10 protein-coding genes are annotated in these 13,167 nt (G+C 63.0%); 6 read left to right on the top strand and 4 right to left on the bottom strand.

Annotation, left to right across the window (positions count from 1 at the left end; genetic code table 11):
• Positions 1–3: 3 nt before the first annotated feature.
• Positions 4–1,038 carry an LCP family protein gene (locus LD110_RS09760; protein WP_225498602.1) on the bottom strand — a complete coding sequence of 345 codons (1,035 nt, stop codon included), beginning with the start codon at positions 1,036–1,038 and terminating at the stop codon, positions 4–6.
• A 213-nt stretch (positions 1,039–1,251) separates the two neighbouring features.
• On the opposite strand from LD110_RS09760, the gene LD110_RS09755 reads away from it, so the two are divergent.
• Both LD110_RS09755 and LD110_RS09750 read left to right on the top strand, forming a co-directional pair.
• Positions 1,252–2,502, top strand: a complete 1,251-nt coding sequence (locus LD110_RS09755; protein WP_225498601.1) for an Nramp family divalent metal transporter — start codon at positions 1,252–1,254, stop codon at positions 2,500–2,502.
• 167 nt (positions 2,503–2,669) lie between these two features.
• Complete coding sequence (locus tag LD110_RS09750; RefSeq protein WP_225498600.1) at positions 2,670–4,166, top strand: TrkH family potassium uptake protein; 1,497 nt, start codon at positions 2,670–2,672, stop codon at positions 4,164–4,166.
• 60 nt (positions 4,167–4,226) lie between these two features.
• Here LD110_RS09750 and LD110_RS09745 read toward each other — a convergent pair whose 3' ends face one another.
• A complete protein-coding gene (locus LD110_RS09745; protein WP_225498599.1) occupies positions 4,227–4,826 on the bottom strand; it encodes a low molecular weight phosphatase family protein in 600 nt (199 codons plus the stop codon).
• A gap of 952 nt (positions 4,827–5,778) precedes the next feature.
• On the opposite strand from LD110_RS09745, the gene LD110_RS23885 reads away from it, so the two are divergent.
• A complete protein-coding gene (locus LD110_RS23885; protein WP_225498598.1) occupies positions 5,779–7,824 on the top strand; it encodes a family 16 glycoside hydrolase in 2,046 nt (681 codons plus the stop codon).
• A gap of 62 nt (positions 7,825–7,886) precedes the next feature.
• On the opposite strand, the gene chrA is transcribed toward LD110_RS23885, so the two are convergent.
• Entirely contained in the window at positions 7,887–9,134 is a 1,248-nt protein-coding gene (chrA, locus tag LD110_RS09735) for a chromate efflux transporter (protein WP_225498597.1), read from the bottom strand.
• Complete coding sequence (locus LD110_RS09730; protein ID WP_225498596.1) at positions 9,131–10,159, bottom strand: YncE family protein; 1,029 nt, start codon at positions 10,157–10,159, stop codon at positions 9,131–9,133. The genes chrA and LD110_RS09730 overlap by 4 nt, the downstream gene beginning before the upstream one ends.
• A 149-nt stretch (positions 10,160–10,308) precedes the next feature.
• Here LD110_RS09730 and LD110_RS09725 point away from each other — a divergent pair, with 149 nt between their 5' ends.
• From LD110_RS09725 to LD110_RS23880, 3 genes are all read left to right on the top strand, one after another.
• On the top strand, positions 10,309–10,824 hold the full coding sequence (locus LD110_RS09725; RefSeq protein WP_225498595.1) for a Chromate resistance protein ChrB: 516 nt from the start codon (positions 10,309–10,311) through the stop codon (positions 10,822–10,824).
• Positions 10,821–11,252, top strand: coding sequence for a chromate resistance protein ChrB domain-containing protein (locus tag LD110_RS09720; RefSeq protein ID WP_225498594.1), 432 nt, complete (start codon positions 10,821–10,823; stop codon positions 11,250–11,252). Before LD110_RS09725 ends, LD110_RS09720 begins: the two co-directional genes overlap by 4 nt.
• A 612-nt stretch (positions 11,253–11,864) precedes the next feature.
• Complete coding sequence (locus LD110_RS23880; protein ID WP_225498593.1) at positions 11,865–13,166, top strand: cell wall metabolism sensor histidine kinase WalK; 1,302 nt, start codon at positions 11,865–11,867, stop codon at positions 13,164–13,166.
• Position 13,167 lies beyond the last annotated feature (1 nt).

Below are 13,167 nucleotides of genomic sequence, written 5' to 3'. Positions count from 1 at the left end.
GCCTTAGTAGCCGTGCGCCGCTGCGTACTGCGGCAGGGTGCCGTCGCGCAGGGCCACTGCTACTTCATTGATCCCGCCGTAGTCAGGGAAGACCACCGAGGCGCCACCAACATTGCCCACACCCGCTGTTGGCAAGGTGAAGAACACCGCGGCAGCAGGGTCTATGGTCCGCATGCCATACGCCAGGGTCGCGACCGACAGCCAGTCGTAGCCTTGGTCCACCACGAGGTCACCGGCTGCGAACTGCACCAGTCCCAGCAAGGTGGCTGGGTCCTGCAGGCTTCCCCAGACCTTGGCCAGGATTGCCCGGAGGAGCGTCTGTTGGTTGCGGACGCGCTGGAAATCCCCGTCAACAAAGGCGTAGCGCTCGCGGACAAACTCCAGTGCGGCCTGCCCGTCCAAATGGTTCACACCAGCCACGAATTGGTGCTGAGTTTCAAATGTCGCTTGGAATGGCGTGGTGACGTTCACATCCACGCCGCCCAGGGCATCGGTGAGCAGCTTGAAGCCGTGGAAGTCCAGCATGGCGGTGTGGTCAATATGCGTTCCGAGGAGTGATTCGACTGTTCGGACCACCTCTGGGATTCCGCCAACTTCCAGGCTGCTGTTGATCTTGTTGGTGCCGTAGCCGGGAACGTCTACAAACATGTCGCGCATGATCGAGATGCCGAATATTTGCTTGCGGTCGGCAGGAATGTGCACCAGCACCAGGCAATCGGAGCGGTGGTCCTGGCTCTCGCCGGTTGCGGCTGTCCACGCCGCTTGCTCACGGGCGTTGCCGCGGCTGTCGCTGCCGATCACCAGGATGTTCATCGCGCCTGGAGCCAGGTCCGGGATTTTTGGTGGTTGAGGAGCTGCCGGTGCCGGCGGGGGAGTCGGTGTTGGTGTTGGTGTGGGCGTGGGGCTGCTGGTCGTCGGGCTGGGACTGCTCGACGACGGACTGGGCCCGCCATTGCCGAAGCAGCTTGCGAGGAAGATGCCAAGCACCATCAGAACTGCCAGCAACGCTGCCGGCACCAGTCGCCGTCGTCCGCTCATGACCGGACGGTACCACCGTTGGGCCATGTGTGGCGGAAATCACAGGGCCTCAATTTGGCCACGAATGGGACACCTTTTGGTTGCGGTCGCAGGGGGCATTCGCGAACTGGGCCGAGGTCCGGGGGTATTAGTCATATTTATTCGGTAGACCTGAGCATCAAAGTTCGGGTACCCTAAAACAACTGTTTGTCGTTCCCGCTCAAAGGTGTGCCAATGACTGCTCCCGCCCTCCTCACCAGAACTGCCCCCGGCCCCCGGCTTTGGCGGCGGCTTCTTCTGCTTGGGCCTGCCTTTGTGGCTGCGATCGCTTATGTCGATCCAGGCAACGTCGCTGCGAACCTGACCGCTGGCGCCCAGCATGGCTTCCTCTTGGTGTGGGTTTTGGTGGCGGCCAACGCCATGGCTGTGCTGGTGCAGTACCAGTCGGCGAAACTGGGCCTTGCGACGGGGATGAGCCTGCCGGAGATCTTGGGGCGTCGCTTGGGAACGAGGAGTCGCCGCGCATACTGGCTGCAGGCTGAGGTAGTCGCGGGCGCTACGGACATGGCCGAGGTGATCGGCGGCGCCGTGGCATTGAATCTGCTTTTCGGCATCCCCTTGCTGGCCGGTGGCGTTATTGTCGGGGCGGCGTCCATGCTGTTGCTCGCTATTCAGTCCATGCGAGGCCAACGCGCTTTTGAGAGTGTGATCATCACGTTGCTGGTGGTGATCGCAGTGGGATTCATGACCGGGCTCTTCGTCAATCCTCCTGTCCCGGGAGAGGCGCTGACGGGACTGCTGCCGCGCTTCGACGGCGTGGAGACGGTGCTGCTTGCGGCAAGCATGCTCGGCGCAACTGTGATGCCGCACGCGATCTACCTTCACTCGGCGCTGGCACGCGACCGGCACGGACTGTCTGCAGGCGTTGAGCAGACGACCCGCCTCATCCGGGCCACGCGCATTGACGTGGTCGGAGCCCTGTTGGTGGCCGGTGCCGTGAACATCGCCATGTTGCTCCTGGCCGCTTCCAGCCTCCGTGGCGTCGAGGGCACAGACACCATCGCCGGTGCCCATGCCGCGATTGTCTCCGCGCTGGGTCCCGTGGTTGGGATGGTTTTCGGCATCGGCCTGCTGGCTTCCGGGCTGGCCTCCACCTCAGTGGGCTGCTACGCAGGCGCCACCATCATGGGCGGGCTGCTCAAAGTCCGCATTCCGATCATGTTGCGCCGGCTCATCACCCTTATTCCCGCATTGGCTGTCCTTGGCATGGGCGCCGAGCCGACCTGGGCCCTGGTGGTCAGCCAGGTCCTGCTCAGCTTCGGCATCCCATTCGCCCTCATTCCGCTCATCCGGCTGACCGGAGACCGTGAAGTGATGGGTGTCCATGTGGACTCGACCCCGCTGCGCATTGCCGGAATCTGCAGTGCGGTGCTCATTGTGGGCCTCAACGTAGTGCTCATTGTCCTGACAGTTCTGGAGGCATAGCCCGGGCTTGTTGAGCACAAGCCCGCCCGGCGTAAGGATTTCGTAAATGCCACGGCTCGGTGCTCGGTGGCGGTGTTAGCCTCCGCTAAAAGACCACCAGTGGCCGCCACCGTTCAGCGTCAGTAAAAGCGCGACGGCGGGCGGCGGCATCCGGAGGAGAGGCCAGCATGAGCCACGAACTGAGGGGGAAAGACGCGGAAATAGGGGAGCGCGGCACAAGGGACCAGGCTCGAAGGGTTGTTGGCAGGCCGGATGGCAGCGCTATTCGGCCGCAGGAATCCTCGCTCGAACGCACCTCCGGGCTTCGGAGGGCGCTGTTCCACCCGATTAGGTCTATTCCGTTGGCATACTTGCTGGTGATCATCGCCGGCGCTGCTCTGTTGCTGCTGCCAGCCTCCCACGCCGCTTCTGAGGCTGGATCGGGCATCACCGAGGCCAGCGAACTGGATGCCGTTATGTCCGCGCTGTTCACCTCGGTTTCGGCGGTGTGCCTTGTCGGGCTGTCCACAGTGGACACAGCCACGTACTGGTCCCCATTCGGCCAGACAGTGATCCTGGTGCTCGTCCAACTGGGAGGGTTCGGGATCATGGCGGTGGCAACCCTCCTGACAACCCAGGTCCGCAAGGGCGTGGGAGTGCGTGGAACACTGGTCACTGAAGCAGAGACGCAGACTCCCGATTTTGGCGATGTCAGGGCCGTTTTGCTCCGGGTAGCGCGCATCACCGTCATCACGGAGGGCATCGTATTGCTCCTCCTGGCTGCCCGATTCTGGTCCGAGTACGACCACAACCCCGGCCCGGCCCTTTGGCATGGCTTGTTCCAATCGGTGTCCGCGTTCAACAACGCAGGATTCACTTTGTACTCGGGCAATGTGGCTGCGTTCGGTGGCGACCCGTGGATCGTGGTGCCGGTGTGTGTTGCTGTGATAGTCGGTGGCCTGGGATTGCCGGTGATCGTGGCACTGTCCCGGGACGGCCTGCGTCTTAGGAAGTGGACAGTACATGTCCGCCTGACGGTCTTTGGCACCCTATTCCTGATCCTCGCGGGTGCCCTCCTGTTCGGAGCGTTCGAATGGAACAGGCCCGGGACCTTGGGCCAGATGGACAGTGGCGGCAAAGTCTTGGAGTCGCTGTCCGGCAGTGTTTTCCCACGGACTGCCGGGTTCTCAGGCATCGACTATGGAGCGGCGTCGCCGGAGACGCTGCTGGTCACCAACCTGCTGATGTTTATCGGTGGCGGCAGCGCCGGCACAGCCGGTGGCATCAAGATCACCACCTTCTTGATCCTTGGCTACGCCATCTGGACCGAGGTCCGCGGACGTGAAGACGTGACTATTGGAAACCGGTCCATCAGCCCGTCGGTCCAACGACAAGCACTTTCGGTGGCGCTGATCGGCCTCGGCACGGTGCTTGCCGGAACGCTTTTGCTGCTTATGCTTACGGACTTCGGATTGGAGCGTGTGCTCTTTGAAGCCGTCTCCGCGTTTTCCGCATCGGGCCTGAGTACCGGCATCACGCATCTGATGCCCGAGTCTGCCCAGTGGGTGCTCATGGCCCTGATGTTCATCGGTCGGATCGGCACCATTACTGTGGCGTCGGCGCTGGCGCTGTCCTCGCACCCACGCCTGTTCCGCCTCCCGGAGGAGCGGCCCATCATCGGGTGACGGTCGCCGTCGTGGTTCGACGGCGAAAGCGTGCCGACGGCGATAGCGGTGCCGGCGGCGCTAGGCGCCGGAGGTCACGCGGGCGAAGCGCAGGATGGTGAGGATTGCGGGGGCCAGTTGGTCTTCCATTTCCCGGTACACCTCGGGGGCCCGACGGAACGGGTCCACTACGTCGTTCTCGCCCGGCTCGTGAGTCAGCGCGAGATGCCGGACCGAGGCGGCAAGCCGCGGAAGCTCGCGCCAGAACGAGGCGGGGTCCGACGTCGGTGCGGCGCCTTCGCCGCGCTCGGCCACGACGTCTAGCATCCTGGCGAACTCGCGGATAGTGAAAGTGCGTTTGAGCAGCGACGCATCCAGTTGCAGCACCTCGCCGCGGTGGTTGGAAGACATTGTCAGGACCAGGTCGCTCTCGCGGAGGATCTTTGCAGTCAGTTGGCGGGAGAGGAAGCCATCGGGGAAGCCGCCGTACGTCCGGACGATCTCGGCCGATTGGGGCTGCATGGGTTCGTCGACCAAGGCGCGGGTTCCGGCGCTGCGGACTTCGAAGACATCGGGAAGAATCTGGTCCAGCCCGGCCTGCAGGAGGCGTTCGGCCACCGGGGACCGGCAAATGTTGCCAGTGCAGACGGTGAGGATTCGGACGGGACGGTTCGATTCCACGGCGGCAGCTCTTTCTTGCGGTGTAGGCATGAACCCCCAAATTAACACGCCACTGCTTGAAGCCGCTTGTCACAAACCAGCGTTCGCTCAAAGTGGAAGGCCGCTGTCATCCATAGGGGTCCAGCGGACTCTTTGCGAGAGTTGGGGACGCCGACAACGCGGACCCACCCTGTGATCGACGTTGAACCACTGGCATCGTTGTTGAACCACTGGCATCGTTGTGATGTCCGCGCCAACCCCTCAGCCGTCCGGGTGCGTCGGCACTATTTATTTATCCTTCGGTATTTGTAAATTGTTCTTGATTTTCGGGACCTGTGCGGGCAAAATCATGCCGCTATGCCATTTCGGCGATTAGAGTGGCGCCGATTAGTTCTGCTCCTGTTTTCAGTTCCACGCCGACAATACGTGCGTGGAAATATACTCCCTCGCCAGCGTTGATCATGAAACCACCGGTCACCGTCAACGAGGTGAGCTTATTCAGCAGCCGCGGGGAGAAAGGGACTGTGCCGTGGCAATTATTTCAACACCAGACACTATCTTCAGCCGTGACGTACTTGGTCGTTACGTCTGCAATACCCTGCGCGAGGTATTTGACGCCCAAGATCCTGCAAACTACCCGGATGCCCGGCCTTTTGATGTCATCGTTATCGGAGGGGGGAGCTTCGGCGGGGTTTTTGCCCAACACCTTTTCACGGAAGATACGGCCCATAGGCATCGGATTCTTGTCCTCGAGGCGGGGCCAATGCTCGTTGGAGAACATACTCAGAACCTGCCGATGATCGGCCTCGATGTTCCGGCGGCGACTTCAATCCAGGATATGAATCCGGACGAACGTTTCAGGTCACGGGCGGAAGTGTGGGGGTTGCCGTGGCACTCGAATGCAAAGTTTCCCGGTCTCGCCTACTGCGTGGGAGGCCGGTCCCTTTATTGGGGCGGTTGGTCGCCTCAGCCTGTGGCCGATGAACTTCAGGGCTGGCCTCAAGACGTGGTGGCCGACTTGACCGCCGACTCGGGCTATCCCGACGCCGCGGCCCAGCTGGGAAGCGATACGACGAACGATTTCATCTACGGTCCGCTGCAAAATGCCCTGAGGAAAGTTCTTGCCGCCGCAACTCCTATAGGTATGGTTCCCCTGGCCAATTTGCCGGACCACCCGGCTGTGGCTGCGCTGGGGCCTGGCGCAGATGCCGCCGATGTGGCGAAGCTTCTGGGCATTCCCGGCGTGGACGGGCACACCATCGCAAGCCTCAAGGAAGAGGCCAGGCTCGAGGCACCTCTTGCGGTGCAGTCGGCGGCACGGTCGGGTTCCTTCCCGAACAACAAGTTCAGTTCCGTTCCCCTGCTGGTCAAGGCTGCCCGGACGACCTGGGCTGAATGGCCAAGGCAGGACAATCTGCGCCGCCGACTCATGATTGTTCCCAACTGCCACGTGCAGCAACTTGTGGATGACGGCCAGCGCGTCACCGGGGTGCGGACCAATCTCGGTGACGTGCAGGTGCCCCAGGGTGCTGTCGTCGTCATCGCGGCCGGAACCATAGAAAGTACCAGGCTCGCGCTCAATTCCTTCAGCGGGTTGCCGAAAACGCAGCATCTTGGAAAGGGTCTCGCGGCACATTTGCGGTCAAACCTGACCATCAGAATTCCGAGAGAGTCGCTGCCGGTAGACCCCGCGGTGCTGGAACTCTCGGAAGCAGCGCTGTTCCTGAAAGGACAGGAACCCACGAGCGGCAGGTACTTCCACCTTCAAATCACCGCTGCCGGGCTTGGGCCGCAGGGCAACAACTCTGAAGCGGAACTGTGGCAAAAGATCCCGGACGTCGATACCGTGAACCGGTTCACAGCAGCCAGCGATTCCCACGTGGTCATCACGATTCGAGCCAACGGGGAAATGGAACAGGGGAACAACGCCTCATCCATCACCCAGGATGCCGACACGGACTATGGAACGCCGCGGGCATACGTCTCCATCAACGCCTCCCAAGCCGACGGCGACATGTGGGAAATTATGGACGCATGCAGCGATGAGGTGGCCCTGGCCTTCGCGGGAGGTAATCCCTATGAGGTGCTGGTGAATCCGCGTACTAACCAGTGGAAACCGGTGGGAAGCAACATCTCGGCAGAGCAGGCCCTTCCACACGGTGGGCGTAGGGACGGGCTCGGAACAACACATCATGAGGCCTCCAGTCTCCGGATGGGTGAGGATCCCTCCTCGTCTTCGACCGACCTGAACGGCCGCTTTCACGCGGTCGAGAACGCCTATGCATTGGGGCCTGCGACGTTCCCCCGGCTCGGCAGCCCCAACCCCATGCTCACAGGAGTCGCCCTGGCACGGCGCCTTGCCAGGCATGTTGCGTCACTGCCCGGACCGCAACCGGACGGACAACCGGGCCTGGCCATCCCCTATGAGCCGGAGGACGGCTATACGACTCTGTTCGACGGGGAAGACACCAGCCATTGGCGCGTGGCCGGACCGGGAGCATGGCCTCTTGTGGATGGCGCACTGGTCAGTGAGCCAGGAGGCGACCTCGGCCTCGTGTGGTGCAATACGCCGACGCCGCCCGACTTCAGCCTTCGGCTCCGGTTCCGGCTTTCCAGGCCCGACGATAACTCCGGGATCTTCGTCCGGTTCCCGGATCCCGGCAGCAAAGGCTATGAGAACACGGCATGGGTTCCCGTCCACTTTGGGTTCGAGATCCAAATTGATGACACAGCCAGGCCCGACGGCGCGGACAATCATCGCACAGGAGCGATCTACGGGGTTGACAATCCCAACTACAGTTTCGTCAGTTGCCGACCCCCGGGCCAATGGAATGATATTCAAATCGACGTGATTGGGCAGACTTACACCGTCACCTTGAACGGCCACCAAAGCACCACAGTGACCAACACCATCCTCGGCAGGGGGCTGCCTTCAGGACCAGGAGCGCCCAGCTACGTCGGGCTCCAGGCGCACAGCGGCCGCGTTGCGTTCAGGAACATCCGGATTAAGGAGATCTAGCTTCATTGCACCCCTGGCGGTGTTGGGTTCCTTTGATCAGTGCCCTGGGGTGCGGAGCAGGGTCAGCGGGGAAGGTGGAGGATGAGGCCGAGGATGCCGGCAGCGAGGACGATCCAGGGCTCGCCGATCTTGAACCGCCACAGCAGCCCGAGCGTCACGAGGCCGATAGCGGCGGTGGCCCAGTCGGTGACGGCCTGCCGGGTGAGGACGACAACGGCACCTGCCAGGGCGCCGGCCGCCGCGGCGGTAGCCCCGGCGACGAAGGCTTGCACGCGCGCGTTGTCGCGGTGGCGGACAAACCATTTTCCGAGCAGGACGACGGCGAGGTAGATCGGCGTGAAGATTCCGACGGTGGCCACGATCGCGCCGGGCAGCCCGGCGGTGAGGTAGCCGATGAAGCCGGCGGTGATCACGACCGGGCCGGGGGTGATCAGGCCCATGGCGACGGCATCGAGGAACTGGGCCTGGTCGAGCCAATGGTGCTGATCGACCACGCCGTCGCGCAGGAGCGGGACGATCGCGAGGCCGGAACCAAAGACGAGGGCACCGGTCTGGAGGAAGAACAGGCCCAAAGGCAGCAGTGTGGCCAACCCGCCCGCGCCGAGGGCCGCCATGGGCGCAGCGGCAAGGGCAGGGATCAGGGCATGCCCCTGGGCCGTGGGCGGTGCCGGCGGTTCGTCGCTTGCCGGTTTCCTTTTCGGTTTCCGCCATCGCGGCGGGGCGTCGAGGAAGAGGATAACGAGCCCCGCGCCGAGGATCAGGGGGATGGGTTCGGAACCGGTGAGGGCCGTGACCGTGAAAACGACGGCGCTGATCGCCCAAAGCCGCCAGTCCCGGCGGTCGGTGAGCTTGAGGAGCTTGTAGGCGGCGATGAGGATGATCGCCATGACTGCCGGGGCGTTGCCGTAGAAGAGGGCCTGGACGATGCCGGTGCCGGAGTACACGGTGTAGAGGGCACCGGCGGCCACGACCATCAGGAACGCGGGGCCGATGAACGCTGCTGCGATCGCCAGGGCGCCCCAGGCTCCGCGTTGCAGGTAGCCGATCCACATGGCCACCTGTGCAGCCAGCGGCCCGGGCATGGCCTGGCCTAGGGCAACGCCGTCGAGGAATTCCTGCCGGTCAATCCAGCCGCGCTGCTCGACGAGGTCGCGCTGCATGTAGCCGACGGTGGCGATCGGGCCGCCGAACCCGGTGGTGCCCAACCGCAGGAAATAGAGCAGGAACTTCCGGAACGGAACCTCCTCGCGCGGGGCACCGGGCGTCGTCCCCGTGTCGGCGCTGTGGCCATCGGTACTGTTGTTGGTCATTTGGTGGGTTCCATGATGCGCAGGACGGCGTGGCCATTGACGTCCTGGAGGGGAAAGTACACCCTGTGCGTGGCCTGGTCGACGGAGACCGTGTGGGCATGTTCGGCGAGCTTGGCCGACGCCACGGCGGTGAGGGTGCGGTCGTGCTCGTCGAAGATGCTCACTGTGCCGTCCTCCGCGGCGACGTAAAGCCGTCCCAGGCCGGTGTCGAAGGCCAGCACGTCCGGGGTCTCGCCGATATCGAACCGCGCGGTGACTTCCCTGGTGCGCAAGTCCAGGACATGGAGCTTGGCGTTGTCCTCGCAGGCGACGAAAGCCAGCTGCTCGGCCCCGTTGATGAAGAGGCCATGGTTCCTCTCGCACCCGTCCACCTTGATCCGGTCCGTGATGGCATCCGTGGCGGGATCGATGACGAGAAGCACGCCGTGGCTCTGCTCGTTGACGAACACCTTCCCGGAGACGGGATCGTAAATGACGTTCCCCGTCTCACCGCCGACCTCCACCGGGGGCAGCGCCTTCTTCGTGGCGAGGTCGACGACGGTCAGGGCGTGATCGTGCTCGTTGGAGACGTAGCCCTTGCCGTGGGCTGGGTCGTAGGCGATGCCGTCAGGAAGGTCCCCGGACTTCACCCTGCCGGTTTCCTTCAGCGTGGTGGTGTCGATGAGGGCAACTTCGTTGGTCCCGGAGGCGGCAGCCAGGAGAGTGTGCCGGTCGGGGGCCACCATCAACCCGTGGACCGAGGCCGTGCCCGGGACGGTTCCCGCTATTGCGGACCTGTCGAGGTCCACGGCCTCCACCGTGCCGTCTCCCATGTGGGCGATGTACAGCCGGCGTGCTGTCGGGTCCATGGACTGGTAGTCCAGCCGTGTCGCCCCGCCGGGCAACGGCAGGTCCTGCACCTGCTTCAGCGGCAGGGCTGATCCCGGTGCGGGGGCCGGGCCGGAGCAGGCGGTCAGCGCAAAGGCGGCGAGGGCTGCCAGCACTATGCCGGTGACGGCGCGGGGAGGGGTTGCGGGGAACGGCACGGTGGGTCTCCTGTCAATCAGAGGATGACGACGTTGACGACGAAGGCGCTGACGGCGCCCCCTCCTCACCGGGCGGCCTCCGGGTTTTAATCGTTCGGGCCAACGCGTCCACTGTAATGCAACCACGGTTACACGATTACCATGGGTGAGTGAACACTGCCTCCCTCACCGCAGACTCCTGGGTGCTGCTGAATTACCGGATGCCGCGGGTGCCTTCCAGCCCCCGGGTCGCGGTCTGGCGGCGCTTGCAGTCACTGGGTGTGGCCCAGCTCGGTGACGGGCTGGTTGCCCTTCCCGCAGATGCGCGCACCAAAGAGCATCTCGAGTGGATCGCCGCCGAGGTCGAGGCAAACGCCGGCACCGCCACGGTTTGGGTCGGGAAACCTTCCAGCCCATCGCAGGAGCGCCAAATCGTCGCCGCGATGCAGGACGAGCGTCGCAAGGAGTACCTCGCTCTCACCCAGGACGCCCGGGACGCGACGGCGCTCGGCGACGCCGCACGGGCCCGCACTGCCAGGCGCCTCCAACAACAGCACAGGAAGATCTCACGTAGGGACTACTTCCCTCCCGCCGAACGCGACATAGCCCGGGCCGCCATCAAGGCCATCCTCCGGGCACCATCGGCCGTTGCGCCAGGGTCCGCAGCCAGGGAGGTGGGGCGATGAAGTGGGCCACACGTTCAGGTGTGCACGTCGACCGGGCCGCCTGCGCCTGGCTCATCCGCCGCGCGGTTGACGCTGATGCTGAGTTCGTCTACGTTGACGACCCCGCCGACGTCCCCAGCGATGCGACCCCTTTCGACATGCCCGGCGTCGAACTGGGGCACCAGGGCCCGGACTGCAGCTTCGAGACCATCCTACACAGGTACGAGATCCACGACCCCGTGCTGAACGCGATCGCGGAGCTTGTCCATGAAGCGGACATCGAAGACGACCGCTTCGACGCTCCTGCCGCCCCGGGCCTGGACATCATCATCCGGGGCCTGTCCATCACCCTCGACGACGACGCCGTCCTTGCCGCCACCGCGCCAATCTTTGACGGCCTCTACGAATACTTCAAACGCGGACTCATTCTTGGGCGCGCCCCAGCGTAAAAGCGCAGCACCTCCGGGAACAACGCTTGTTTCGCTCAGCGATGAAAACATTGTCCGGTCGCCTGTCACCGAAACGCTTTCGGGGACATTTCTGCGGAGCGGGGTGCAGATCACGGACATTTATCGCTGTAATCCACACCTTGGGGCTAATCTGGGATCGATTGGCGTCTCAAGAAGCCCGGGACCAAAAAGCAGCTGTTGATGAACCTGGGGGTCATCGATGAATGCAATTAGTCGGCACCCCAAATGGCGGTGCTAATGCGTAACAACCCACTTTCGTCGGTCATCGAAGGTTATTTCCGGAGTCGCAGCCTTCGAACAAGAATCACATTGTTCCAACTTCCTCTGCCACTGGCAGTTGCCCTGGTGTTGGCGGCGTGTGCGGTTTTCCGCCCAGAACCTTTATGGGACCCGCTTTTCCAGGCGACATTGATGCCCCATCTACTTCTGCTCATTTGTTGCGTCGCGATGCCCTGGGATCGATTGCCCGCCGGCAGCGTTGTGGTAATACCTTTCCTGGATTGCCTGGCCGTGGGTTTTAGCAGGGAAGCGGGCGGCCAGAACCTGTCCGTTCTTGGTATTGTGTTGGTTTTTCCGGTCGTGTGGATATCCGTGGGTGGTAACCAGGGCCGGGTTGTCCTTGCCATTGTGGCCACCATCCTCAGTATGGTCCTTCCGCCGATTGCCATTGGTGAAGGCTTTGATCCTTCGCTAATGATCCGGGCGATCCTCGTCACGGTTGTCATGGCGACCATTGCCCTAACCGCCCATGTGGTAGCCCGCCAAGTCGTTCAGCAGCGTCAAGCGCTGGAGCGTCACGACAAGAACCTCGCAGCCCTGCTGCAAGAGAGCGAACAACGTCAGCAGTTGCTTGACACGGTGGTTGAGACTGTGAGCGTCGGCGTCAGGGTGGTGGATCCCGACGGCGGCAGCATCCTGGTCAACCGCCGGTACCGTGCGGCCGTGGCGCGCGCCAACGACGACGAGACGGAGGCAGCTGATGCCGGAATGCTTCAGCTGCTGGCTGGCGATAGGGCCACACCGATCGATCCGGATAGGAGCCCCGTCCGGCGGGCCGCCGCTGGGGAAACCATCAGCGAGGAACTTTATTGGGCGGGAACTGGTAAGAGCCAACGTGCTTTCAGCGTTGCTGCCCGCCAGATGTCGAGTCGGAATGGCGCCTTCACAGGCTCGGTTCTGTCGTTCGCGGACGTCACTTCATTGGTCACAGCCCTTGCGGCCAAGGACGAATTCGTAACGACAATGTCCCACGAAGTCCGTACGCCGCTAACCTCCATCTTTGGTTACCTCGAGATGCTCATGGATGAACCGGGCAATGCCGGAATTAGGGACGATCTTGCCGTCATCGCCCGTAATGCCGAGCGGCTGCTGGTGTTGTTGGACAACCTTATGGCCGCAGGGTCTGACGGCGCCGACCTGAAGTGGGCCGAAGCTGATCTCGGGCAGATCATCGAAGACGCGGCAGCACTTGTGGCACCTGATGCAAACGCCGCCGGCTTGGATTTGGTTATGGATCTGCGGCGGCCAGTGAAGGCAGCATTCGACCCGGAGCGAGTCAGCCAAGTGCTGCATAATTTGCTGTCCAACGCGATCAAGTACTCACCGGACGGGGGAGTCATTTCGATCAACGCACATCGTGACGGCCAGGAGGTTGTTTGCACCTTTAGTGACAGGGGCATCGGTATGCGACCGGAGGAAGTGGAGCAGGCATTCACAAAGTTCTTCCGCGCGGGCCACGCCCGGGAAAGCTCTATTCCCGGCGCCGGATTGGGACTACCAATCAGCAAGAGCATTATCGAAAGGCACGGAGGGACGATTAGTTTGAACAGCCATCCGGGCAAGGGAACAACGGTCAAATTCACGTTGCCAGCGAACCTTGCGGACGCTAATTGAA

The organism is Arthrobacter sp. M4 (assembly GCF_020251205.1).
GTDB lineage: Bacteria > Actinomycetota > Actinomycetes > Actinomycetales > Micrococcaceae > Arthrobacter.
The sequence above is the reverse complement of the archived record's forward strand: the minus strand, read 5'-3'. Positions and strand labels throughout refer to the sequence as shown.